The 23,747-nt window shown below is 57.1% G+C and carries 20 protein-coding genes; 9 read left to right on the forward strand and 11 right to left on the reverse strand.

All coding sequences use genetic code 11. From position 1 onward, the window contains the following. Nucleotides 1–68: 68 nt before the first annotated feature. Together Fuma_RS22045 and Fuma_RS22050 are read left to right on the forward strand one after the other, a co-directional pair. Nucleotides 69–491, forward strand: coding sequence for a DUF2780 domain-containing protein (locus tag Fuma_RS22045; RefSeq protein WP_218922241.1), 423 nt, complete (start codon nucleotides 69–71; stop codon nucleotides 489–491). A 59-nt stretch (nucleotides 492–550) separates the two neighbouring features. Beyond that, nucleotides 551–1,468 (forward strand): bifunctional riboflavin kinase/FAD synthetase, encoded by a 918-nt coding sequence (locus Fuma_RS22050; RefSeq protein WP_077026027.1) that lies wholly within the window; start codon nucleotides 551–553, stop codon nucleotides 1,466–1,468. A 66-nt stretch (nucleotides 1,469–1,534) separates the two neighbouring features. Here the strand turns inward: Fuma_RS22050 and Fuma_RS22055 are convergent, their stop codons facing one another. From Fuma_RS22055 to Fuma_RS22080, 5 genes are all read right to left on the reverse strand, one after another. Beyond that, entirely contained in the window at nucleotides 1,535–2,836 is a 1,302-nt protein-coding gene (locus Fuma_RS22055) for an outer membrane protein assembly factor BamB family protein (RefSeq protein WP_218922243.1), read from the reverse strand. A 286-nt stretch (nucleotides 2,837–3,122) separates the two neighbouring features. After that, entirely contained in the window at nucleotides 3,123–4,637 is a 1,515-nt protein-coding gene (gene cobA, locus Fuma_RS22060) for a uroporphyrinogen-III C-methyltransferase (protein WP_229360708.1), read from the reverse strand. Then, a complete protein-coding gene (locus tag Fuma_RS22065) occupies nucleotides 4,634–5,722 on the reverse strand; it encodes an NHL domain-containing protein (protein ID WP_077028477.1) in 1,089 nt (362 codons plus the stop codon). The genes cobA and Fuma_RS22065 overlap by 4 nt, the downstream gene beginning before the upstream one ends. Nucleotides 5,723–5,881: 159 nt before the next feature. Continuing rightward, the gene (locus Fuma_RS22070; RefSeq protein ID WP_145944306.1) at nucleotides 5,882–6,505 is read right to left on the reverse strand and encodes a DUF6580 family putative transport protein; all 624 of its coding nucleotides are present in this window, start codon (nucleotides 6,503–6,505) and stop codon (nucleotides 5,882–5,884) included. Between the two features lie 147 nt (nucleotides 6,506–6,652). Beyond that, nucleotides 6,653–7,633 (reverse strand): L-threonylcarbamoyladenylate synthase, encoded by a 981-nt coding sequence (locus tag Fuma_RS22080; protein WP_077026032.1) that lies wholly within the window; start codon nucleotides 7,631–7,633, stop codon nucleotides 6,653–6,655. A 275-nt stretch (nucleotides 7,634–7,908) separates the two neighbouring features. Here Fuma_RS22080 and Fuma_RS22085 point away from each other — a divergent pair, with 275 nt between their 5' ends. The 3 genes from Fuma_RS22085 to Fuma_RS22095 are packed head-to-tail and all read left to right on the forward strand — an operon-like array spanning nucleotide 7,909 to nucleotide 10,321. Beyond that, nucleotides 7,909–8,568 carry an NfeD family protein gene (locus tag Fuma_RS22085; RefSeq protein WP_077026033.1) on the forward strand — a complete coding sequence of 220 codons (660 nt, stop codon included), beginning with the start codon at nucleotides 7,909–7,911 and terminating at the stop codon, nucleotides 8,566–8,568. A gap of 24 nt (nucleotides 8,569–8,592) precedes the next feature. Next, nucleotides 8,593–9,633, forward strand: coding sequence for a flotillin-like protein FloA (floA, locus tag Fuma_RS22090; RefSeq protein ID WP_077026034.1), 1,041 nt, complete (start codon nucleotides 8,593–8,595; stop codon nucleotides 9,631–9,633). Between the two features lie 49 nt (nucleotides 9,634–9,682). Beyond that, nucleotides 9,683–10,321 (forward strand): hypothetical protein, encoded by a 639-nt coding sequence (locus Fuma_RS22095; protein ID WP_077026035.1) that lies wholly within the window; start codon nucleotides 9,683–9,685, stop codon nucleotides 10,319–10,321. Between the two features lie 93 nt (nucleotides 10,322–10,414). Here the strand turns inward: Fuma_RS22095 and Fuma_RS22100 are convergent, their stop codons facing one another. Continuing rightward, nucleotides 10,415–10,696: a peptidylprolyl isomerase gene (locus Fuma_RS22100; protein WP_077026036.1), complete on the reverse strand. Its 282-nt coding sequence runs from the start codon at nucleotides 10,694–10,696 to the stop codon at nucleotides 10,415–10,417. A gap of 236 nt (nucleotides 10,697–10,932) precedes the next feature. On the opposite strand from Fuma_RS22100, the gene asnS reads away from it, so the two are divergent. Next, entirely contained in the window at nucleotides 10,933–12,324 is a 1,392-nt protein-coding gene (gene asnS, locus Fuma_RS22105) for an asparagine--tRNA ligase (protein ID WP_077028478.1), read from the forward strand. Between the two features lie 134 nt (nucleotides 12,325–12,458). On the opposite strand, the gene Fuma_RS22110 is transcribed toward asnS, so the two are convergent. From Fuma_RS22110 to Fuma_RS22120, 3 genes are all read right to left on the reverse strand, one after another. Continuing rightward, nucleotides 12,459–14,522: a prolyl oligopeptidase family serine peptidase gene (locus Fuma_RS22110; RefSeq protein ID WP_077026037.1), complete on the reverse strand. Its 2,064-nt coding sequence runs from the start codon at nucleotides 14,520–14,522 to the stop codon at nucleotides 12,459–12,461. Nucleotides 14,523–14,688: 166 nt separating this feature from the next. After that, nucleotides 14,689–15,507 carry a hypothetical protein gene (locus Fuma_RS22115; RefSeq protein WP_077026038.1) on the reverse strand — a complete coding sequence of 273 codons (819 nt, stop codon included), beginning with the start codon at nucleotides 15,505–15,507 and terminating at the stop codon, nucleotides 14,689–14,691. 129 nt (nucleotides 15,508–15,636) lie between these two features. Continuing rightward, a complete protein-coding gene (locus tag Fuma_RS22120; protein ID WP_077028479.1) occupies nucleotides 15,637–16,020 on the reverse strand; it encodes a hypothetical protein in 384 nt (127 codons plus the stop codon). A gap of 292 nt (nucleotides 16,021–16,312) precedes the next feature. Here Fuma_RS22120 and Fuma_RS22125 point away from each other — a divergent pair, with 292 nt between their 5' ends. The 3 genes from Fuma_RS22125 to Fuma_RS22135 all read left to right on the forward strand — a co-directional run bounded on the left by Fuma_RS22125 (nucleotide 16,313) and on the right by Fuma_RS22135 (nucleotide 18,940). Continuing rightward, nucleotides 16,313–17,188, forward strand: coding sequence for a carbon-nitrogen hydrolase (locus Fuma_RS22125; protein WP_077026039.1), 876 nt, complete (start codon nucleotides 16,313–16,315; stop codon nucleotides 17,186–17,188). A gap of 13 nt (nucleotides 17,189–17,201) precedes the next feature. Continuing rightward, nucleotides 17,202–18,254 (forward strand): agmatine deiminase family protein, encoded by a 1,053-nt coding sequence (locus Fuma_RS22130; protein WP_077026040.1) that lies wholly within the window; start codon nucleotides 17,202–17,204, stop codon nucleotides 18,252–18,254. A 107-nt stretch (nucleotides 18,255–18,361) separates the two neighbouring features. Then, nucleotides 18,362–18,940 carry a Uma2 family endonuclease gene (locus tag Fuma_RS22135; RefSeq protein WP_077026041.1) on the forward strand — a complete coding sequence of 193 codons (579 nt, stop codon included), beginning with the start codon at nucleotides 18,362–18,364 and terminating at the stop codon, nucleotides 18,938–18,940. 4 nt (nucleotides 18,941–18,944) lie between these two features. Here Fuma_RS22135 and Fuma_RS22140 read toward each other — a convergent pair whose 3' ends face one another. Beyond that, nucleotides 18,945–20,396: a DUF1501 domain-containing protein gene (locus tag Fuma_RS22140; protein ID WP_083732233.1), complete on the reverse strand. Its 1,452-nt coding sequence runs from the start codon at nucleotides 20,394–20,396 to the stop codon at nucleotides 18,945–18,947. 5 nt (nucleotides 20,397–20,401) lie between these two features. Then, nucleotides 20,402–23,713, reverse strand: coding sequence for a DUF1553 domain-containing protein (locus Fuma_RS22145; protein WP_083732234.1), 3,312 nt, complete (start codon nucleotides 23,711–23,713; stop codon nucleotides 20,402–20,404). Between the last annotated feature and the right edge of the window lie 34 nt (nucleotides 23,714–23,747).

The following is a 23,747-nucleotide window of genomic DNA, read 5'->3' on the forward strand; positions in this document are numbered from 1 at the left end:
ACATTTCCGGACCGATGATGCACATGGATCGACAGTGTCGGCACCTGAGCTTCACAACAGAAGAAAGAATGACTGTGGACGAGTTTATCTCAATGGTGACACAGAAACTTGGCGTTGGTGAAAGCGAAAGCCGATCCGCAACGGGCGGTCTGCTGAAGATGCTGAAAGAGCAACTGGATGACTCCACGTTCAGCAGCTTCGTCGAGAAACTGCCCGGCGCCAGCTCGCTGCTGGACGAAGCAGAATCCGACGGTGCCGGTGATTCTGGCGGCGGTGGCCTGATGGGCAAACTGACATCAATGGCTGGCGACTTGTTGGGCAGTGGTGGTGGCGCGGCAGGGCTCGCAAAAATTATCGGAGAATCTGGCATCAGCCTCGACAAAGCAGGAGGCTTCCTGGCGGCCTTCATGGGCTTTCTGAAAGCGAAGCTCGGCGATGACATGTTTGCCAGGTTGGCGTCGAATATTCCAGGCTTTGGCGACGCTGAATAGTCAGCTCCCTCGGCCTTCTGCCCGCAGTTTTCTACAAACCCAGATTCGCTCAGTCCGTTATGCCATTTTCCGAATTGCAGGTGCCGGCGTCCGCGACGCGCGGTGTCGTCACCGTCGGAAATTTTGACGGAGTCCACCGCGGCCATCGTTCGATGCTGGCCAAAGTGCGCGACATTGCTGATCGGGCATCAGCGCCAGCCGTGGTTGTGTCGTTTGATCCTCACCCGATCAACGTACTGAAACCACACGTCAACCTGCCGCGGCTGTCCACAATTGCAGTTCGCACCCAATTGCTCAAACAGTTCGGGGCGGATGAAGTTGTGATTCTGCCTGTCGATCAACAACTGTTGGGAATGTCACCTGAGAATTTCTTTCAGGACGTCATGCTCGACCGGTTGCAGGCCGTTGGTCTTGTGGAAGGGCCCGATTTTCGATTTGGCAAAGATCGAGCCGGAGACACGGGCGTCCTGAGGCAACTTTGTGGGCTGCACGACGTCACGTTAACCGTGATCGACGCGGTCTGTTTGGACGACGAAATGATCTCGTCGACCCGCATTCGGCAACTGATTCAGGCTGGTCAGCTGGATGCCGCAATCGAAATGTTGGGCCATTCCTACACGCTGTCAGGGAAGGTCGTCCATGGCGCAGGTCGAGGAAGAACGATTGGAATTCCAACCGCGAATCTTGCCGACATCGAAGTGCTGCTGCCCGCAGCCGGTGTCTATGCGGGACGTTGCTGCCTGGACGGGCAAACATTTTCTGCAGCCGTGAACATTGGCTCCAACCCGACGTTCGGTGACGACGAACAAAAGGTCGAATGTCACGTGATCGACTACTCGGGCGACCTTTATGGCCAGAACATGGACGTTGAGTTACTCGCAAAGATTCGCGACGCTCAGCAGTTTGCGAACGCGGAAGCACTAACGAACGCAATCAAGAGGGATATCGAACGCTGTAGATTGTCCGCCTCCGAATAGCTGGGACGTCGTGCGGATTTCGCCGACAGCCCTCGCGAATATCCAGCACAAGCTGAACTGATCTCGCTACTTGCCGATGCAGTAAAGGTGCTCGAACGTTCTAAGATACAGCTTCCCATCAGCCACGGCCGGCGAGGCTCGCATGCCTGACGGAAGGCGACTTTTGCTGACGAGTTCGAATTTGTCGCCAGTCCGAATTACGATCATATCGCCTTCGACATTGAAGCAATAAATCAGCCCATTTGCGTAGATCGGAGACGCGACGTGGTCGCCGCCGATGCGCCCCTTCCAGATTTCTTCGCCCGTTTTTGCGTCCAGACAAATCGCCACGCCAGTATCAGTAACCATGTAGAACCGACCGTCAATCAGCAGTGGCGTGGCCAAGCGCGAATTTCCCTTTACGCGATCCCAACGGATGTTGGTGTCCGTGACATCGCCCTTCGTGGTTTGGTCGACTTCGATCGCAACCGTATGAGCATTCCGATCGCCCGTATTGATGATGACAAGGTTTTCAAAGAAGGCCGGCGGCGTGGCTGCGTTGAAGTTGGCGTGACGGATCTTCCAAATCTCCTCGCCCGTCATGGCGTCGTATCCGTAGGCGGCTCGCGAACCGATCGAGATGATCTGCGTCTTGCCGCCGACTTTCAGCAGCCCCGGTGTGCCGAACGCTTTTCGCAGGTCGCCTTCGCGTTTCGGGTTGCCGTCTTTGTCCAGGTCGCCGTAGTCGGTGGTTCGGTCGGTTCGCCAGATGGACTCGCCGGTCGTCTTGTTGAGTGCCGTCAGATACTGATGGCTGGCTCCGTCAAAGGTCAGAATCAGTAGGTCTTCAAAGATCACTGGCGACGACCCGGGGCCTCGATAATGACGGCACTTCAAATCACGCCGCTGCCATTCGACTTCAGCCGTTTCAGGGTTTAGTCTGGCCGTGCCGTATTCGCCAAAGTGGACGTACACCGCATCGCTCTCCAGCACGCATGACGGCGACGCGTAAGTGTTAACATCGTTGAACAGTGGCTCCGGGTCTTCGTTTTCAAACAGCAGCTTGTGATGAAGAACTTCGCCGCTGTTCGCATCGATGCAATAAACCCATTGCTTCGCCCCGTCTTCGGTTGCCGATGTAAACCACACCTTGCCGCCACCGATCACTGGCGTGGAATTGCCCAAGTTCTCGAGCGGTGTCTTCCACTTGATGTTTTCACCCGTCGCCACGTTGAACTCGGTAGGCAGCCCCTTTGCATTTACTTCGTCAACAAATCCGTCCTTGGTGGGCCCGTTACGATCGGGCCACGGCAGGCTGTCTTCTGCTGCGGTGAACTGACAACAAAGCAGGGCGGCCATCAGAGAAACGAAGGGAAGTTTGCTAAACATGGCGGAAGGCTTCATGTGGTGACGAAACGCGGAGAACGAGGCACAATAGAGCAGTTTACCTAAACACGTGGCCGCGTGGGGCTCGTGGGAACAGGCGATTTGCTGTCGAAGACGGTTCGCCGCGGCCACAAGTCAGCGTAACACGCTGTAGCTTCCACAGCTTAGCGTGGTTGCCGCCACAATTCCCGCGTTCCGGCCAGGATTGAAGGGTTCGCGATCCTGACTCCCACTCGCTCGGCAAGACGCCGAGGCCGCAACTCACCAAAGTGGAAACGAACCTGCCGCTTTATAGCCTCGGTTCGCCAACGTAATCAACGATGGCTTCTACAATGCCATCCCACGTATAAGTTGTTGCTTCTGTGTCTACAATCAGGCCAGCTTCCTTAGCCGCTGCTGTTGTGACAGGACTGATAGTGGCGAGTTTCGCATTCAAGTGAAACGGTTCCAGCCCATGCGTCTTCACCATCGCGGCGAACTGACGCGCAATCGATGGGCTACTTAGGCCGACCCAGTCGAGCTCCGCAACGTTGGCCGAAAATTCGGTAGCGTCGTCGTTGCGATACACGACGCACTCGGTGACGTTCGCTCCGGCTTCACGCAGAGTGTTTGGCAGCACATCGCGGCCCCGATTGGCTCGCGCCCACAACACATTCTGCCCTTCAACCAGCGGAGCCAACTCAGCTGCCAGCGCCTCGGCGCGAAAAGAATCGGGGACGACGTCGGCTCGCAGCGAATGCTGTTCCAGGGCCTTTGCCGTCGAAGATCCAATGGCGGCGATCTTTAGGTGCCCAAGTCGTCTGACGTCACCGCCGGTGCCCCACAAACGCTGCATGAATGCTGCAACGCCGTTGACGCTGGTGAGAATCAGCCACTGATACTGGTCGAGCTGCTGCAACGTTTTGTCGACCACCGCCAGACCCGCATCGTCGACGGGATTGATTTCGATCAGAGGCATGATGACCGGCTGGCCGCTGAGGGCGGTGATCTTGTTTGCGATAATGTCGCACTGATGTTGTGGTCGTGTGATTCCGATCCGCTGACCGAACAACGGCCGTTCCTCAAACCACGACGCGCCTTGCCGAAGGCTGACACATTCACCAACCACGATCAGCGACGGTGGATTCAGGCCCGCCGCTTCAACGGCCTCAGGCAGATCACTGAGTGTCGACGTCACCACCTTTTGATTTGGCAGAGACGCTTTGCAAATGACAGCGGCCTCGGTGTCGGGCGGCTTGCCTTCAAGAATAAGCTGCTCGCAGATGTTGCGAATGCGGCCGAGTCCCATGTAAAAAACGAGCGTACCCGGAAACGCGGCCAGCGCCGCATAATCCAGGCGGCTCGCGTCGCGCGAGGGATCTTCGTGTCCCGTCACGAACGCCACGGCTGACGCGATGTCGCGATGGGTAAACGAAAAGCCAGCGTACTCGCCAGCCGCCGTCGCCGCCGTAATGCCAGGAACAACTTCGAACGGGATCCCAGCCGCTTCCAAAGCCGCCGCCTCCTCGCTGCCTCGACCAAAGATATACGGATCGCCGCCTTTTAGCCGAACAACGGTCTTCCCAGCCGTCGCTTCTGCGATTAGACGATCGTTTATGTCGGCCTGCGGGACAGTCTTATCGGACCCGACTTTTGTGCGAGCCGTACGTTCGCAAACTCCGCTGGTGAGCCGCAATAGCAGCGAATTGGCGAGGCCGTCGTAGAGTACAAGGTCGGCCTTTGCCAGGACTTCGGCCCCACGCAATGTGAGCAGGCCGGGATCGCCAGGCCCGGCTCCGACCAGATAGACCATGCCTGTCGTCACGGCGTGAAAACTCGCACGCGGTGGTTGCTGCTGTCGCCGATGTACACTTTACCAGCGTCGTCGACGAAGACGCCATGAGGCCGGTCCATGCGGCATTTGAGTGGGTCGCCATCGGGCCCGTCACCCTTTTTTCCGTCGCCCACGATTGTTTCAATGTTGCCGCTGTCCGCTCGGATGACTCGGACGGTATGGCTTTCGGTATCAGCCAGATAGATATCACCGTTCGGCCCCAACGCGACGCCCTTCGGTCCCGAAAGCTTTGCCATTTTTGCGGGGCCGCCGTCGCCCGTGTATCCATTTTTTCCGGTGCCGGCCAGATGATGCAGCGTGCCGTGCTGCAGGTCCATGCGGTAGACAGCGTTGCCTTCACGCAGCGCCAGAATCAGGCTGTGCTTGCCGTCGAAGTCGAGTGCTCGTGGGCCATCTAACGGCGTGCCGGAAGTTTTCGCACCGTCCGGCGTTGGCTTGCGTTCGCCGGTGCCGCTAAAAGTTGTGACGATGCCGGAAGCAAGTTCAACCTTGCGAACGCGGTGATTTCCGATGTCGCAAATATAGAGGTTGCCGGAATTGTCGAGTGCGATCGAATGCGGTCGGTGGAACGTCGCTTTGACGGCCGGGCCGCCGTCGCCGGAGAAACCTTTTTCGCCGGTTCCCGCCACAAGAGAAATCACGCCGGTTTTTGCGTCGACTCGCCGGACGATGTTGTTAATCATCTCAACGAAGAACATGTTACCGCTTTTGTCGAAGCGAACTTCATACGGTTCGTTCAGTTTGGCCGCCGTTGCTGGTCCACCATTGCCGGAATAGCCCGGTTCGCCAGTCCCTGCGACGGTCGTAATGGTGTGAGTTTGCATGTCAATTCGTCGGACGACATGCGAACCGACCTGACAGACGTACAAAGCCTTGTCCGGTCCGATCACCACCCCGAAAGGCTGTGACACGGCGGCATCTACGGCTGGGCCGCCATCGCCGGAAAACCCATCGGTATGATTGCCTGCGATGGTCTTCACGTCGGCCGCATGGGTTACGGCTGCGACGTATAACAACACGACGAAACAGAACAGGCGCGGTAAAACTCGCGTCATGGCAATCTCCGAATTGGAAACCGTCCCGAGATGAAAGTGGCTGCGGCTTCCGAGCTGCAGCGCCAAGGAAAGACTGCGGCCGAAAGCCCCAGTCACGTTGACCCGGAATTTCACCTGATGAAGTCTTGTCCTCAGGCGAATTCCCGATTGGCACAACGTCTAGTCGTCAGCCGGAGCCAGATTCATGGCTGGCTGAGAGACCGCCGCGGTGGCCGCATTCCACGCTGCGAAGAACACCGGGACAGCGATCAGATTTCCGACAATCGTTCCGCGTGCGAACGGCAGTGCTAAGGTAAAACAATTCACTAAACCAGCCGCTGTTCGCGGATAGCTGTCCGGCCAGACGTACCACACACCGAAGTTACTCACGAGAAAGTAAGTCACCACTGAGGCCAGACCACCAAAGCAAACGGCCGCGTATTTTTTTGGAGGGATGACTGTGCCGAGGAAGAAAATCAATCCATAAACTGCGTAGTCGAACGGCCAGCTCGCAAAAAATCCGTAGCCTGTCTTCCAGTGAATCAAGCAGTCCGTGGCCACGCGAATGGCCAAAGGCAGCAACACGGCCAGCGGGTGCTTGAAGACAGATCCACAAAACAGAGCCAGTGCCACCATTGTGCCGAGATTCGCCATCGGCGTATCGGCCAACCTTAGACACACGGTCAGCAGGCAGGCAGCAAACACCACGGCAATCTGCTTCGCCGAAAATCGCGAGGACACTTTGCTCGCCGACGAATCAGGATTTGAGGCCGCGTACGGATTGGATGCGGTTTCTTGTGACATGACGTTCTATGTTGAATTGGGATCGCGTTTGAAATTTAACCAGAGGCAGTTCAGCCCTGCAGCGCATGAGCCGCGAAGCTCCGTTTGCGAACAGAACGTCTGCAACGACCGAAATTCCGTTCACAAAACACGGGACCGGACAAGCGGCTAGCCACTGGCTCGCTTCAGCCGATCGTTCAGGGCGACGCCAAGCCCGGTCGGCGGAAAGCTGTGAGCGATGATAACGTCCAGATTCTGTGAGTCGAGACTTCTGAGCCCCGCGAAGAAATTTGCGGCGCAAGTTTGCAGGTCCGCCGTCTCGGACAACCGCTCTACCGCGTCGAAACCACTCGCCACCTCACTGGCCCCATAAGTGAGCAAACCACTGCGTTTTCCGACGACTGGAACCGCTGTCTGCCCCGAAGCAATCACTGTCAGCAGAGTAGCCGGGGCATAGTGACGGCTGAGCATGCCGGGCGATGGCTGTGCAGAATCATCCCGCGACGGGTCGCTGACAGCTCGCGCAACCGGCCCAATGACGGCTTCAAGGTCCTCGATCGGAAGTCCGCCGGGTCGCAAAACCGTTGGTACTTTCGTCATCAGCGACAATACGGTCGACTCCACGCCGACACCGCAGGGGCCGCCGTCCAACACTAAGTCGACGCGACCATCGAGCCCATCCCGCACGTGCAGAGCCGTCGTCGGACTGATACCGCCAAACGGATTCGCACTGGGCGCCGCTACGGGGCAACCGGCCGCCGAAAGCAGTTCGAGAGCGAGCGGGTGATTCGGGACGCGAATTCCCACGCCCGGCAATCCGGCCGTCACGAGATCCGATATTTCGTCGCGTTTCGGCAACACCAGCGTGAGCGGTCCCGGCCAGAAGGCGTCGGCCAGCTGCTGAGCAACTTGTGGAAAATCCAGCACCAATTCGCGGACAGACTCCACGTTGGCCGCATGAACGATCAGCGGGTCAAACGTCGGCCGCTGCTTGGATTCGAAAATTCGAGCGACAGAAACCGGATTTCTTGCATCCGCGCCCAGCCCGTACACCGTTTCCGTGGGAAAGGCGACCAATCCGCCGTTTCGCAGCATATCTGCGGCAGCGGAGACGTCGCGTGTCAGGACTGTTTTTGAAGTGGGAGGCATTTTGGCAATTCGAGCGGACGGGCACGAGGCCGGACGGACGATCTGAATTTCACGCGATTCGGCACGAGTTCAGCGAAGCCGCTATAACGGGATGTCTGATCGCGAACGCCCGGATCGTTGCGGCGGCGAGCAGATGATAAGCGAGGAGCGGCGATTATGACGGCCGGGCCGCGAAGAAATTTGGCGTTCTGTGGACAGAAGACGGCAATCCACGAACAATGCGAGTGACATGAGAGTTAGCGTTTTATTGAACCCCGGCGGACACGGTGAGAAAAATGCCTGATGCTGGCGTACTGGCAACCATACTACTAATCGTGGGCCTATTCCTGCTCGCGCTGGAACTGATGGTCCCCAGCTTCGGAATGATCGGCATCTTGTCGGCCATCGCTTTGCTGGTTTCTGCGTGGAGCGCGTGGCAAGCGTGGTGGGGCACAAGTCCCGGCTTCTTCTGGACGTACGCTGCCTTCTGGCTGCTGGGAATTCCGTCCGTGCTGGGCGGGGCGCTGTTTCTGTTGCAGAACACAAGTCTGGGCGACCGCCTCGTACTGCGTGGACCAAGGGCTGCATCCAAATCGACTTCCGTCCAGGAACAGAATCGCCTGGAAGCACTCATTGGTCGCGTCGGCGAAGCTCAATCACTGCTGACGCCCGGCGGGATGGTGACAGTGGACCACGAAAGGTATCATGCCGAATCGCCAGGAATGATGGTCGAATCCGGCACGCCCATTAAAGTGGTCGGTGTGAAGGGAAATCGCCTGGTGGTGAAGGTGCATGACCCGAATCAGGCGGTCAAGGCACCAGCCTCGGCCAAAGGTTCTGATTCGAAAGCCGATCCGCTGGCCGATACGATTGCGGCGGTCGACCTGACAGATGCAGTGACAGACGATGACGAGGATACTTCGGCGAGTCTTGACTTCGACATTCCCGAAGATTGACAAGAGAAATAACAGGAACCAAACATGCTCACTCAGATGTTGACCTTCATGCAGATTTCCGGCGGCCAATGGGTCGTGATCGTGGTGATCCTGCTGGTGGCGATCATCGCGCTCGCGATCTTCGCTCAGTTTGCCAGCCTGTGGCTGCAGTGCGTGATGACCCGAGCAAACGTTACGCTGTGGGATCTGGTCACAATGCGATTTCGAAAGGTGAACCCCACCGTCATTGTTCGCAGCATGATTATGGCTGTGCAGGCGGGGCTGACGAAAAACTACCCGATCACACGAGCCAAGCTGGAAGCCCACTACCTTGCTGGCGGCAACGTGCCCAACGTGATTCGAGCCCTCATTGCAGCGCAACGAGCTCAGATCGATCTCGACTGGGAAACGGCTCAGGCAATCGACCTTGCCGGACGAGACATCCTCGACGCCGTCCGCACGAGCGTGTATCCCAAAGTGATTGACTGCCCGGATCCGAAGCGAACGTCGGGAACTCTGGATGCCGTCGCCGGCGATGGCATTCAACTTTGTGCTCGAGCCCGAGTGACCGTGCGAACCAACATCAGTCAGTTGATCGGCGGAGCAACCGAAGAAACCGTCATCGCTCGCGTGGGGCAGGGCATCGTACAGGCAATCGGCTCAACCGATTCGTACAAGCGAGTGCTCGAGAATCCCGACAGCATCAGCCGCATCGTGCTGGGGCAGGGCCTGGAAGGAAATACGGCGTACGAAATCGTATCGATCGACATCGCGGATATCGACGTGGGCGAAAACATCGGAGCTCGCCTGCAGGCCGACCAGGCCGAAGCCGACATGCAGGTCGCTCAGGCGAAGGCCGAACAACTGCGAGCGGACCAGACCGCGCGAGAGCAGGAAATGATCGCTCGCATTCAGGAAAACCGAGCCAAAGTCGTGCTGGCGGAAGCTCAGGTTCCCAAAGCTGTGGCAGAAGCGTTTGGCAGCGGAAAACTGGGACTGTTGGATTTCTACGAGCTGAAGAACGTGCAGGCCGATACAAATATGAGGCAGGCGATTGCCGGCAGCGGTTCCATCAGCAAAGACTAATAGCGGACCCAGCTTTGTTCCTGTCGCAAAAATTTGAGTCGGATCTGTCATGGAAATTCAAGCCATCTTCTTCCTGATCGTCGTCGTCTTCAGCGTGATCCAATCGATCATGAAGGCGGCCAAAGAGAAGGCTCAAAAGCAACAGCAGCTGATGAAGCCGGCGCCTGAACGTCGGCAGAAAGCTCAAAGTGAAATCGAAGCGTTTCTGGCTCAGGTCACCGGTGGCGGCGCTGTCGCCCAGGCAGTCGATCCGCAGGAAGAAGAAGATCGAAAACGGCGGCAACGCGATCAGGCAGAAGCACGCAAGCGGCGGCAGCTTAAAAAGAAACGCGAACAGCAGGCCGCCGAGCGTCGAGTGGCGAACGCTCGTTCGCAGGGCAATCAGCCGAAAAAGAAGAAACGTACCGGCGTCGCAGAGCATGTCGACCAGTACATGGGCAAACATATCAACACGCACCGGGATCGTGATACCGGCGAATATGTCGATGTGGCAATCGCCGACAGCGTCAACGCACACCTTGGCCGCCGCGACGCCGAAATGCCCGCATTAACGGTCACTCGGCACCAGAACACAGCGGCCGCCAACACTATTGCCGACCTGCTGCGTAGTCCGACGGGCATCCGCAACGCGATATTGGTTAACGAAATCCTATCGCGACCAAAGGCGTTGCGAGGCCCGGCAGAGTAGCGAATCGGACGCACGCCCGTTCGCCACCGAGTTCATCCTGACCGGTCTGGCCACAACAGATTTCCCCCCTGTGGCATTCGGCCTTTCACACGGTTACTCAGTGCGAGCCGTGATTTCCAACAGGTGGTAGCCGAACTGTGTTTTCACTGGACCATGCACGGTGTTCAACGCTTCGTTGAAGACAACCTGATCGAATTCCGGCACCATCTGTCCCTCACCAAACGTACCCAAATCGCCGCCTTTGGCTCCAGAAGGACACTGGCTGTGTTCTTTGGCAACATCAGCGAAGTCGGCCCCTTGTTCGATCTGCTGCTTCAGATCCTGACAGGTGGATTCTTCGGGAACGAGAATGTGGCGAGCGGCTGCGGTTGCCATGATGCGTAAGCTTTCTGTTTGTAACTAAGCGGTTCCGAGTGAAGTTCTAACGCTGGAAAGCTAACATTTCCGATCGTCACCTTCGACCGATCTTTCGACATCATTCCAAATTCTCACGAGGCCAGTGCCTCAGACGATCGAGCGGCCGCTCAGAAACTCGCCGTTCTCACTTAGAAAACTTGACTCAACGTGAACAAGTTTCGTTCCATCCGAAGTCCAACAATCCGAAATACACCATGCCACTCACTCGTGTCGCCACTCTGCTCTCAGACGCAAGGCCTGACGAAACCGTCACCGCCAAGGGCTGGGTTCGCACTCGCCGGGATTCCAAAAACGGCTTCAGCTTTATCGAACTCAACGACGGAAGCTGCATGAAAAATCTGCAGATCGTTGTCGACGCCGACGTGCCGGGCTATTCAGATTCCATCAAAAACGTGACCACCGGAGCCAGCATTGCTGTCGAAGGCACCGTGAAGGAATCGCCAGGCAAGGGCCAACGGATCGAACTGCACGCCACGTCACTGAACGTACTCGGCACGGCAGATCCGGCCACATTTCCGCTGCAGAAAAAGGGCCACAGCTTCGAGTTTCTCCGTGAGATCGCTCACCTTCGCCCTCGCAGCAACAGCTTCGGAGCCGTCGCGCGAGTACGAAACTGCATCAGTCGGTCGATCCACAACTTCTTCCAGACGCGCGGCTTTCTGTACCTGAACACGCCCATCATCACCACCAGCGACTGCGAAGGCGCGGGCGAGATGTTTCAGGTGACAACGCTGGATATGGCGAAGCTCGCACAGCGGCAAACGGAAATCGACTGGAAGCAGGACTTCTTCGGCAAACCCGCGTCGCTTACGGTCAGCGGACAACTGGAAGCAGAAACTTACGCGACTTCCGTCGGCGACTGCTACACATTTGGGCCAACCTTTCGAGCCGAAAACAGCAACACAACTCGGCACCTGGCGGAATTCTGGATGGTCGAACCGGAAATGCCGTTCTACGAATTGCCGGACAACATGGACCTGGCGGAAGCCTTCATCAAGACGATCATCAACGACGTGCTGGCGCAATGCCCCGAGGACATGGAATTCTTCAACCAGCGCATCGACAAGACTGTCCTGGAAACTCTGGAGAACATCCGCACAAACGAATTCGTCCGCCTGTCATACACCGAAGCCGTCGACTTGCTGAAAAGCTGCGGAAAGAAATTCGAGTACCCGGTCGAATGGGGAATCGATCTACAAAGTGAGCATGAACGATTCTTAACCGAAGAACACTTCAAGCAGCCGGTCATCCTGTTCGACTATCCTCGCACCATTAAGCCATTCTACATGCGTTGCAACGACGACGATAAAACCGTTCGAGCGATGGACGTGTTAGTGCCGCGCGTCGGCGAAATCATTGGCGGCAGCCAGCGTGAAGAACGCCTGGATGTGCTGTTGGCTCGCATTGAAGAATGCGGGATGAACCCGGACGACTACTGGTGGTATACGGATTTACGTCGCTACGGCACCGTCCCCCACAGCGGCTTCGGTTTGGGCCTCGAACGAGCCGTCCAACTCATCACCGGCATGACCAACATCCGCGACGTGATCCCGTTCCCTCGCACACCCGGCCACGCCGAATTCTGACGGTGTTGGCCGCAGTCGCCGTGGTCTCGGCAACGCTTCAGCGGCGCGCATTCACCACCCCTCCCGCAATTTATTGCGGGAGGGGTCGAACGAGCGAAGCAAGTTCGGGGGAGGGCCCCGCGCCTCACCGGGCTCTACTTCTTCAACTGCCACTGCTCATCAAAAAAGTCAGCAGCCACAACTTTCCCGGGCCAGACGTTCCCCGGCGGCGTGCGCAGATCAACGACGGCCCAGTCGGGCAGCATGGGAACCTGGCGAGCGTTGTTCAGGTACGCATAGTCGCGAAATGTGAAGCTGCTGTTGAAGACGACGTAGCGATTCTGATTGAGTGGATTGGGATAGATCAGGATCGGCGCGTGATGACCCGCGTCGTACGTTTTCTGCCCGACAACGATCTGCTTGTCCGTCCATTTTACGGGCAGCTTGTCGGCAACTTTCGCCATCACGCTGTTGGACGACGGATCACCCCACAGCACTAGATTCGCGGATTCGATAAGCTCATCGGTAACGTCAGTGTCGTCAACCACGCGAGCGTCACCACGAAAGTGACGCCGCCAATGTTCGATGGCTCGTTCCAGTTCCGCCTCTGCCCACTTGCCTGCGGCCTCGTTGGCCGCTTTGCCGGTGGGACGGACAAAGACAAATGAGTCCATGAAGGCGTCGTCGATCGGGCCTTGAAGGTTGTGGCGTTTGCGAAGGGAATCGTCCGGAGGTCCGGCGCACCACTTTCCATCGTCGCTTCGATGCACTTGCAAGCGGGCCGAACCGTCTGAGAACGGACCCTCTCCTAAAATACGTTCATTGGGTTTTCCATTGCCAACTTCCAGCCAAAGAGCAACGGGCAAAGGAAAGTCAGGATCCTCCTCTGGGTCGTCCGAAAACGTACCTGCGGGAAAATCGACAGTGAACGCTGAAATGTTGTCGACTGAGCAACGCATGTCGAACTTGGAAGAATCAGATTCGTCGAAGCGTGGCTGAAGGTGGATGCTGGCCGGCTTCCAGTGGTCATCAAGTGCGTCAACCGTCAACCAGTACATCCGGTTGTACTTCAGCGTGTGTGTCTGAAAACGCAGATTTCGTGGGAATGACGTGTGCTCGCGGTCGGCAAGTGTTGTCATTACTTTTTCGATTGTCCGTTTCGAAACGTCATCAATCTTGTGCCCCATTCCTGCACCAATAATATGCCGCAGACGAATGCCATGTTCCTTCAACGCCGCTTCCATCACGTCCGCTGCCTGCTTCTGAATATCGTTCTCACCGCTGTACGCAATCGTCGGGCAGTGAGCAAGATTGGCGGCGTACTTGTCGCAGTCGTACAGGTTCCAGAGCTGCTTTTCCCACGGTGTTGGGTTCAGAGTTTCCTTTTGGAAGAAGTCCAGAAACTGCGGCGTTTCAGAAAAACCAGCACCCGGATTGGCCGCGAACCAACGGTCCGGATAGTGAACCGCAAACTGCCAGCAGGCTGCTCCGCCCATCGAAAAACCTCGCACGCTGATGCGGTCCTCATCAATCCGATACCGTTTTTGCGCATCTTCCAATGCCTCCAGCACGTCGACTTCACCGGCGAATTTGAAGGCATTCGAATAGCGTCCGTATGGGTGCAGCATAATCGTGTGCTCCGGCGTGTACCGGCCGGGATTCTTCATACGGTCCCAAATGAAGTTAACTTCACTTAACGTTTCGCCTCGACCATGAAACCACAGGTCGCAGCGAGTTGGCACGCTGTGATTGAATGCATACGTTTTCGGCACGACCAAACCATACGGTTGGACCGTGTGGTCAATGCGACTGACGTAACCTCGCACGATCAGCCCGCTTTGATTCGGCCATTCCGGTTCTCCCGCCAATAGCTGATCGGCACGAGCACTTCCTTCGACCAGCAACGCATCCGCTTTGTCGATGTCCTTCGGGGAAAAGAATTCGTCATAATCCAGAGCGACTCGCACCGCCCGTTCGAAAATCATCACATCCGGCAGCAACGCCTTGGCGTTTGCGTCGCCCACCTTCTGCACCTGAGCGATCTTTCCCTGCAGCTCGCTCAGGCCGGCTCGCAGCGAGTTCGCTCGTTCTTCCGGAACCGGCACGCCGGCTTTGGGAATTCGCCGGACAACTTCCGGGTTGTTATCCCGCTCGCCATCGGCGAAGGCAGAACTGAAGCAAAGGAAGGGAACCAGCAGGAAGGCAATTCGGTTAGGCATGGTAGGTGGTTCTGAAGTAGACAGCGGAACGGATTCTTGGCTCGTCAGTATATGGAATCGCCGGTGATTTCGCTGCTACGCGCGAAAAAGACCGCTGGCTACGTGCTTATCGATACGAATCCGAGAAGACGAGCATCAGCGGTCATGAGTTTCATCGCCGGACACTTTAACGCTTCCGAACAGCGGCTCCCTGAGCGGTCTCAAGCCCCAGCTTGTCGACATCAATCTCATCCAGCGGCGATGGCGCAACCTTTTCAGGAACCGCCGGCACCGTCGCAGACGGCGCGCTTGGTGCCGGAGTACTCGGCACGGGAACAGAATCTGCAACCGGCACCTCTTCAGCTTCAGCCACCAACAAACCGATGTTGCAGCGTTTCAGAATCTGGACGTTGTTTAATTCGTCGCATTCCAGCAGTTCGTCAAAGCTGTCGACGGCGACGATTAGAGTATCAAACGGTGCTTGTTGATTGACCAGTCCCATCGCCATACACGTGACCGGCAACTGAATCCGGAGCTGCGATTCCTGCCCGGCTTCCAGACGCGGCACATGCACCGTGGCTGTCGGCGAATGCACGTGAATCTGCCCACGCACGCCGACCAGCGAAACCCGAAAATCACCAATCGGGATCTGGCTGTTGTTTCGAAGGCTGACCTGAAACACGGGCCCCTTCGTTTCGTCGCCATCGCACACCAAATGCACGCACAACAGTTCGAGGTCACCCGGCGTCAGTGGTACGGACAGATGAGCCATCTGAATCTGCGGCGTGCCGCTCAGGTGTCCTGCCTGCTGACGAACGCGGTTATGCAACAGCAGGTTGATCACATGGCCGCAATGCGACGACGGAATGCCCAGCACCTGACTGGTTCGAAGATGATCGGCGTTCACCGGCTGCAACACCTGTTGCTGAGCGATCGCCGTCCCAAGAGTTGAAACTATTGCTAAGCCCAGAGCGACAAGTCTGAGGGCTGGCTGTTGAGCAATCATGATTATGATCCTTTCTTATTGCTGATGTGAAGGTCAGCAAAATGAGCGAGCTGAAATTTCCACACAAAAAGAGCCCGGCTTCTCTAAGAAGCCGGGCTTCGAAAACAGGGCCGCTTGTCCGCATCTTTTTTAGTGACAGCCCCAGTAGTAGTGGTAGATCGGCGTAGCGACGCAGCGGTAAACCGGCGGGGCGTAGCAGATCGTGCGGTAGCTGTAGAGCGGACGGCAGTAGCTATAGCAGCGGTTGTAATAGCTGTGTCCATAACCGCAGCCCCAGCTTCGGTAGCCGCCGCGGTATCCAAACCGACGGAAGCAGGCTTCAATCGCATCGCTGCCGCTTTCTTCGCCCGCCTCGGCACTCAGTTGATCCACATCGATGTCCAGATCCACATCGACGATTTCCACGTCCGAATCTGTAATCGACGCGACATCAATGGTCAGTTCTTCATCAGCTTTTACAGACGAAGCCAGCATGGTCACAGGCACGAGTGCCAACATCAGGTTCTTCAACATTTCTACTTCTCCAGATCCGGCAGGGTTGAGTAAATCAGAAACAGCCAAAAGCCGGTTGCTGGCCGTTTCCATTCGTTTCTACTCACCTAAGCGACGAAGTCCGAAAAGTGTTACAAACCGAAACGCACAAAATCACGACAGGACCGTATCGCCCGCGTTTGTCGCACAAAGAATGGCGAACGGCAGGCGCAGGTCTGGTGATTCGCCACGACGTCTGCAGCCTCGTTGACGCGAAACCTCAGTGGCAGTAATCTCACGCACCAATTCACCATTCACCTGCAAGCGAATCACCATGCCTTCGCCAAATCCTGTCAACGTGTCGCTCATTCAGATGACCTGTAGCGACGACGCAAACACAAACCTTGACCGCACCATCCAACAGATTCGTGAAGTCGCTGCCGAAGGGGCTCAGGTCATTTGCCTGCAGGAAGTCTTCAATACGCAGTATCCGTGTCAATCAGAAGATCACGCCAACTTTGCACTGGCGGAAACGATCCCCGGCCCGACCACGGACGCCATTTGCAAAATTTCCAAGGAGCTTCAGGTTGTCGTCGTCGTCCCGTTGTTCGAAAAAAGAACGCATGGGCTGTACCACAACTCAGCCGTGGTTGTGGACGCCGACGGTTCGGTGGCCGGGCTGTATCGCAAGATGCACATTCCCGATGACCCGCTGTACTACGAAAAATTCTACTTCACGCCGGGTGATCTGGGCTTTCACGCCTTTCCGACAAAGTACGCGAAAGTTGGCGTGTGCATTTGCTGGGATCAGTGGTACCCGGAAGCAGCGCGGCTGACGGCCATGAAAGGCGCGGAGCTCTTGTTTTATCCGACCGCAATCGGCTGGATCCCCGGCGAGAAGGAAGAATTTGGCGAGAGTCAGTATTCCGCGTGGCAAACTATGATTCGCAGCCATGCGATCGCCAACGGACTGTTCGTGGGTGCTCCAAATCGAGTTGGAGTCGAAGGCGAAATCCAGTTTTGGGGCGGTTCATTCCTGGCCGATCCATATGGCAAAGTTCTGCAGCAGGCGTCTCATGATGTCGAGCAGAATCTGGTTTTGGAATGCGACCTCGGACTCATCGATACCGCTCGCACACATTGGCCGTTCTTCCGCGACCGCCGCATCGACGCGTTTGGCGACCTGCAGAAACGTTGGTGTGAAGATTAGCGGCCCACACCAGATGACTCACATCAACCTCATCAACTACCGTTGGCCTGCCGAATGGGAACCACACGAATCTACGTGGGTAGCATGGCCTGTCAGCGAACAGACATGGCCCGGCATCTTCGAAAAAATCCCGCCCGCGTTCGCGCAGTTTGTAGCGGAGATCGCTCGATTTGAACTGGTCAACATTCTGGCGGGCGGCGACGGCGTTGCAGAGAACGCCCGCGAACTGGTGGATGCTGCCTGCGACGCAGCGGCAGCAACCTTCGATGTTCGTTTCGTCGACATCCCCGTCAACGATTCATGGTGCCGAGACCACGGCCCGATCTTTCTGAATCGTCGAGCCGACGTAACCGACGGGCCGTCGCAGGTGATTGTCGACTGGGACTACAACGCCTGGGGCGGCAAGTATCCGCCGTGGGATCTGGATGCGAAAGTCGCTCGTAAAGTTGCCCACCGATTGGACGTCCCCACTGTCCGTCCAGGCGTGGTCCTCGAAGGCGGCGCTATCGAAGGCAACGGCGCGGGCAAGCTGATGACCACAGAAAGCTGCCTGCTGAATCCGAACCGCAATCCGAGCGTCAACCGCGATGCAATGGAAGCCTTGCTGCGAAAACACATGCAGGTCGATTCGATCATCTGGCTGCCCGGCCACGGCATCATCGGCGACGATACCGACGGCCACATTGATCAGGTGGCTCGCTTCGCCGACGAAAACACCGTGCTGCTGGCGGCACCATTCGACGACGATGCACCAGAAGCCGCCGACCTTCGAGCGAACCGGAACGCTCTTGAGTTGGCCGATATTGGCTGCAGAATCGTCGACTTAAAGATGCCGTCGCCAAAATTTCAGCAGGAACATCGTCTGCCCGCGTGCTACTGCAATTTCTATATCGCCAACGGGGCCATCATCGTGCCGACCTTCGACGATTCAGCAGACGACGAAGCGATGCAGGTGCTTCAAGCAGCGTTTCCGCAACACGAAATCGTTGGCGTCTCGGCAATCGACCTCGTCTGGGGCCTGGGTGCGTTCCACTGTATGACGCAACAGCAGCCAGCGTTCTCGTAGCCCTCCCTGATTTCGCTGGGAGCTTCCCCGAATACCGTTATGGCAAGCAGCGGTCTACGCGTATACAATGAAAACTCCGTATCTGCGAACGTGAACAGGATTGGCCGATGTCAACCATAACCGAACAAACGATGACCGCGGAAGAATTCTTCCAGTGGGTCCAATTGCCTGCCAATCGAGGGCGACGGTTTGAACTGGTCCATGGAGAGGTTGTCGAAATGCCGCCCGCTGGAAAGTACCACGGTTTCGTTTGCGGAAATGTTGCGCGCATCCTCGGCAACTTCGCAGCCGCCCAAAGCGTCGGCTATGTGTGCACGAATGACGCCGGTGTCATCGTAGGCCGAGATCCCGATTCCGTGCGCGGCCCTGATGTCACATATTACATCGACGACGAAACAGCGGACAACATGCAGCGGAAATACGCGCAGAGGCCGCCGGTGCTCGCTGTGGAAGTTGTATCGCCGACCGACCGCATCAACGACATCATGCTACGAGTGACTCAGTTGTTGGCTCAAGGAGTAGCAGCTGTCTGGGTGGTCGATCCGGAAGCGCGAGACATCAGCATCTGCCGCGCTGGCAAGGAACCTCAACTGGTGCAGGCCGACGAACACATCGCTGGCGGCACCGAACTCCCGGAGTTCCGCTGTGCGGTCGCAGAATTCTTCGCCACACCGGCGGGCACGTAGCTGATCACAGCAGTTCTCGCAAAACGTGCCCGTGTACGTCGGTCAGGCGGCGGTCAATCCCGTTGTGTTGGTACGTGAGCCGCGTGTGGTCCAGACCCAGCAGATGCAGAATGGTTGCGTTCAAATCGTGAATCGATGAAACATCCTGCACGGCCTTGAAGCCCAGCTCATCGGTTACGCCGTAACTAACGCCCGGCTTGATACCCGCTCCGCCAAGCCACGCGGTGAAGCCCTGAGGATTATGGTCGCGACCTTTCGCCCCCTTTTGAAACATGGGCATGCGGCCAAATTCCGTGCACCAAACCACCAACGTGTCTTCCAGCAGGCCGCGCTGCTTCATGTCGTTGAACAAAGCGGCTGCTGGCTGGTCGAGAATCTCACCGTGAATATCGTATTGGTTTCGCAGGTCGGAATGCCCGTCCCAGTTCAGTCGCCCGGCACTCGCGTACGCACCGTTAAACAACTGCACAAAGCGGACGCCGTTTTCGATCAGTCGCCGAGCCAGAATGGCATTCTTCGCGAAGGCCGCTTTGGTTTCGTTGGGCGAATCTGCTCCGTACATTTTTAGTGTGTGAGCGGACTCGGTCGAAAGATCAGCGATGCCAGGCACCGACAACTGCATTCGAGCCGCCAGTTCGTAGCTGGCGATCCGCGCAGCCAGATCGGTATCGTCCGGGTTGCGAGCCAGATGCTGTTCGTTCAACATTGCAAGCAGTGATCGAGCGGCGTTGTCCTTGTCTTTCCCGATCGACGCAGGCGGCGCGAGATTACGAATGGGCTGACTGCTGTTAAACGGCGTTCCCTGAAAGACGGCGGGCAAAAATCCGGGCGCCCAGTTGTTGACGCTGGCCTGAGGCACACCACGTGGATCCGGGATTGCGACAAAGGCTGGCAGATCCTGATTCTCGGTCCCCAGCGCGTACGTCACCCACGCTCCGATGCTGGGGAAGCCATCGAGCACGAAACCGGTGGAGAGAAAGTTTTCCGCCGGGCCATGCGTGTTCGACTTGTTTGTGAGGGTATGCACAAAGGAAATGTCGTCGACGATCCCGCCCAGATGAGGCAGCATGTCTGACACCATCTTGCCGCATTCGCCGCGTGGACGGAACCGGTACTGCGGCCGAGCCAGATTTCCGGACGGCCCCTGAAACGTGACAGCAGGCCCGCCCTTCATCGGTTGCCCGTCACGTTTGATCAGCTCTGGCTTGTAGTCATACGTTTCAAGCTGGCTGCACGCTCCGGCACAGAAAATCACCAGCACGTTTTTCGCTTTCGCCTCGTGATGGCCCATTCGTCGCGCGTGAGGCATCGACGCGTCGAAGTTCACAGAATCGCCCAGCACGTTCTGTTGCTTCAGCAGACTGGCCAGCGCAACACCGGCGAGCCCCGACACGGTCTGGCCGAACAAGTCGCGCCGCAGCATTTGCTGTCCGTTATTGGAAAGAGGTGTGGTCATAGGCTCTACGGTATGAATAAGAATTCACTGCTGTTGAAGAGGGCTCGACACAGTGGTGACAGACCATGCTTCGCGACGGAACTCGCCGCTGCCTGAGCTTCAATGTCTGCGGGGGCTCGGCCAATAGCCAAACGGAATGCAAGTGCCACCTGAGCGTTAACGTCATCGCCTGCTTCGGCCTTCAGCCGTCGAGCAAACGCATCGGCTTGGCCAATCACAAACGAACTATTAAACAGGTTCAGCGCCTGAATGGCGGTGGTTGATCGACTTCGGACCGGCGTCGGCAGGCCAGCGTCGGGGCAATCGAACGCTCCAAAGATGGGTACTCGCTCCATGCGAATCTTGTGAGCATAAATCATGCGACGCTTTTGTTCGGGCGTAAATTCTTCGACGGGCGGAAAGCCGCTTAGTCCGCCGCGACTTTTGAAAAAGTTGAAGCCCGGCCCACCCGCCTTCAAATTCAACTGGCCACTGATCTGCAGCATGCAGTCGCGAATTGCTTCGGCTTCCATGCGTCGGCTGGGATAGTGCCAGAGCAACCGGTTATTGCCGTCGACTGTTCGCCCTGAGGTGCCGGCCGCCGGAACGGCGGATTGCTGGTAAGTTCCTGACGACATGATCAGCCGATGCATGTGCTTGACGGACCAGCCGTTGCTGACGAATTCGTTCGCAAGCCAATCCAGCAATTCAGGATGACTGGGCGCTGCTCCGTTCAGTCCGAAGTCGCTGGGTGTTTCGACTAAGCCGGTTCCAAAATGGTACAACCAGATCCGGTTCACCATGACTCGCGCGGTGAGCGGGTTGTTCTTTTCTGTCAGCCACTTCGCCAGCACGGTGCGGCGCTCGCGGTCGCCGGAATCTGGTGGCAGTCTTGTGGCACCAATCGACGTGGGAACATACGGTGAAATTTCATCAAGCTTTTGTTCCGGGTTGCCCCGGTTAAGTACGAACGTGGTATCCGGTTCGCGAAACCTGCCTGCAAAGACCAGTTGAGGCTTTTGCAGTTCGGTTTGCCGCTGCTCAAGTTTCTTCAACTCCGTCGCGAGCGCAGCGACATCTGAGCCGCCGAGTGTCGTCGCGTTTCGAACCAGGGCCACCACATCGTCGTGAGGTGTCCCCAACGGCAGGCGGTCATCAGACGAAGCCAGCAGCGTCCAGCTCTTACCGTCAAGCGATGATTCGATCTGGTATCGTACGGGAAGACGGTCTTTAAATTTGCCTTCGCGATCTCGGCCCCATGCGACGCGATCGATCATGGTGGCCTCAGGAAATTCCAACTGAACCCAGCCCTGGCCCTTTTCGTTGGAAATCCAACTGCGGCCATTGCCGTACTTACCGTCGTTGACGTGCTTTAACTGATGCCTGCCGGAGTTCGAATAGTCGCCCGACGACGTTGCGATCGCCCCGTGACTGGCAAGTGCGATGTTCGTCGCATCCGGCCCTGCGGTAAGGACTTCCAATTCATCGATGCATGGCTCATGCCTGTTTTGGTCGATCGTTTCGAACGACGTGAAGCGCACAAACTTCGCGTGCGTTGGTGCAAATCGCTCGATGTTCGTCGCCGCGTCGACTGGCGATCGAAACTGAGGAAGGTCGCTTTGCTGCTCAGTTTCCTGCAGCACGATTACGTCAGCCGTGATGCCGGTTCCGGTATCGCCACCGCGCAGAATCAGGCGAGTTGACTTGTTGAAGTCATGAACGCCGACATCGAGCAAACCACTCCACAGCGGCTTCTGTACTGTTTTGCCTTTTGACACGCCCGCGAAATAGTATTGATCCGCGCGAGCGATCTCTTTTTGATCGTCGATCGTTGCCAGGTCACCGTCCAAGTCCAGCACATAGCGAGCGTCTCGCGTGTGGACACCGCTGCCATGCACGCCCCACGAAATCCACAGCCGAAAACGACCTTCGGCTGCTGGGTCCCACGTGAACACATCTTCGCCCGGCTTGTTGTCCCACCATGTGTACCGGCCTTTACTAAGATTGCCATATCGCGAACCATCACCGATGTCGTCGCGGTAACCTCGCCCTGATCCTGCCGGATTTTTGCCGTGTCCGTTCTTCGGTTTCAGCGATGTCACGCGGTCTGCATTCTCGTCGTCAATGATGATCGCGCGCCCTGTACTTGCCAGAGGTCGGAAGGCTTGCAGCTTGCTTCGAATCTCATCAATGCGCGGTTGCAGCTTGCTGGCTTGAAGACGTCGCTCTTCCACTTCGCTACCGGAAATTTGCCGATCGCCATAATCCACGCCGGCAAAGAACGCCTGAAACGCGTAGTAATCTTTCTGTGGGATCGGGTCGAATTTGTGGTCGTGGCAGCGAGCACAGCCAACGGTCAAACCCAAAAATGTCGCGGTCGTGCCTATGATAATTTCATCGAGTTCGTCCTGCCGAGCCAGCCGTTTAGATTCTTCGTCCTTGCCGATTTGCCCCGGCAACAACGCCGCAGCAGCCACCATAAATCCCGTGGCCGCGTCAGCATCAGCCGTGTCGCCAGCGAGTTGTTCAAACACAAACTGATCGTAGGGCTTGTCGAGGTTGAAGGCATCAATCACATAGTCTCGATACGGCCATGCGTTTGGCCGCGGCGTATTAACTTCAAAACCATGAGTGTCCGCATAACGAACCACGTCCAGCCAATGCTGAGCCCACCGCTCACCGTAACGCGGGCTTTCAAGCAATTCGTCAACGAGTAGATCTGTCGTTCCGCCGTCAGCAAAATGTTGCTTCCATTTCTGAAGCTGCTGTGGAGTTGGCAGTAACCCGTGCAGATCCAGAAACATACGACGCACAAGCGCTGTTGAATCCGCAAGCGGCGCGCGTTGAAGTCCGGCCGCGTTGAGTTTGCGATCAATGAATGCATCAATCGGGTGGCCATCGCCGGGCGGTGAAACCTGTTGAACCGGTTGAAAAGCCCAATGCGTGGCCGGATTGGCCTGAGGCTTTTCGTCCAGTGGCGCGGAAGCACCTTCGGCCAACCATCGCTTAACCAGCGTAATTTGTTCGGGCGACAGCGGTTCGCCTTCCGGTGGCATGCGGAGGTCTTCGTCGTGACTTGAGATGCGGTCCAGCAAATGGCTGCCGGAAGCATCCTCGAGGTCAATCGCCGGGCCGGAATCGCCACCGGCTCGCATCAGCTTGACGGTGTCCAGTCGCAGGCCAGCTTCCTGCTTCAACGCCCCGTGACACGCATAGCACTTCGCCTTCAGAATCGGCTTAATGTCGCGCGTGTAGTTAATATCCGCCGCCGCAGTTGCGGTGATGGCGAACAATGCAAGAAATGTGAGGGGGGCGAGATATCGAGGCGGGAGTCTCATCCTGCAAATGATACAAACACGACCGTCCGAAGGC

Origin of the sequence: Fuerstiella marisgermanici, from assembly GCF_001983935.1 — a bacterium.
Lineage (GTDB): Bacteria > Planctomycetota > Planctomycetia > Planctomycetales > Planctomycetaceae > Fuerstiella > Fuerstiella marisgermanici.

Bases quoted from the DNA above. Each gene is read 5' to 3' on its own strand.
- Fuma_RS22080 (WP_077026032.1), bottom strand. From the start codon at position 7,633: ATGCCTCCCACTTCAAAAACAGTCCTGACACGCGACGTCTCCGCTGCC.
- Fuma_RS22130 (WP_077026040.1), top strand. From the start codon at position 17,202: ATGACTCACATCAACCTCATCAACTACCGTTGGCCTGCCGAATGGGAA.
- Fuma_RS22125 (WP_077026039.1), top strand. From the start codon at position 16,313: ATGCCTTCGCCAAATCCTGTCAACGTGTCGCTCATTCAGATGACCTGT.
- Fuma_RS22120 (WP_077028479.1), bottom strand. From the start codon at position 16,020: ATGTTGAAGAACCTGATGTTGGCACTCGTGCCTGTGACCATGCTGGCT.
- Fuma_RS22065 (WP_077028477.1), bottom strand. From the start codon at position 5,722: ATGACGCGAGTTTTACCGCGCCTGTTCTGTTTCGTCGTGTTGTTATAC.
- Fuma_RS22115 (WP_077026038.1), bottom strand. From the start codon at position 15,507: ATGATTGCTCAACAGCCAGCCCTCAGACTTGTCGCTCTGGGCTTAGCA.
- Fuma_RS22110 (WP_077026037.1), bottom strand. From the start codon at position 14,522: ATGCCTAACCGAATTGCCTTCCTGCTGGTTCCCTTCCTTTGCTTCAGT.
- Fuma_RS22050 (WP_077026027.1), top strand. From the start codon at position 551: ATGCCATTTTCCGAATTGCAGGTGCCGGCGTCCGCGACGCGCGGTGTC.
- Fuma_RS22100 (WP_077026036.1), bottom strand. From the start codon at position 10,696: ATGGCAACCGCAGCCGCTCGCCACATTCTCGTTCCCGAAGAATCCACC.
- Fuma_RS22145 (WP_083732234.1), bottom strand. From the start codon at position 23,713: ATGAGACTCCCGCCTCGATATCTCGCCCCCCTCACATTTCTTGCATTG.
- asnS (WP_077028478.1), top strand. From the start codon at position 10,933: ATGCCACTCACTCGTGTCGCCACTCTGCTCTCAGACGCAAGGCCTGAC.
- Fuma_RS22085 (WP_077026033.1), top strand. From the start codon at position 7,909: ATGCCTGATGCTGGCGTACTGGCAACCATACTACTAATCGTGGGCCTA.
- Fuma_RS22055 (WP_218922243.1), bottom strand. From the start codon at position 2,836: ATGTTTAGCAAACTTCCCTTCGTTTCTCTGATGGCCGCCCTGCTTTGT.
- Fuma_RS22095 (WP_077026035.1), top strand. From the start codon at position 9,683: ATGGAAATTCAAGCCATCTTCTTCCTGATCGTCGTCGTCTTCAGCGTG.
- Fuma_RS22070 (WP_145944306.1), bottom strand. From the start codon at position 6,505: ATGTCACAAGAAACCGCATCCAATCCGTACGCGGCCTCAAATCCTGAT.
- Fuma_RS22045 (WP_218922241.1), top strand. From the start codon at position 69: ATGACTGTGGACGAGTTTATCTCAATGGTGACACAGAAACTTGGCGTT.
- Fuma_RS22135 (WP_077026041.1), top strand. From the start codon at position 18,362: ATGTCAACCATAACCGAACAAACGATGACCGCGGAAGAATTCTTCCAG.
- floA (WP_077026034.1), top strand. From the start codon at position 8,593: ATGCTCACTCAGATGTTGACCTTCATGCAGATTTCCGGCGGCCAATGG.
- Fuma_RS22140 (WP_083732233.1), bottom strand. From the start codon at position 20,396: ATGACCACACCTCTTTCCAATAACGGACAGCAAATGCTGCGGCGCGAC.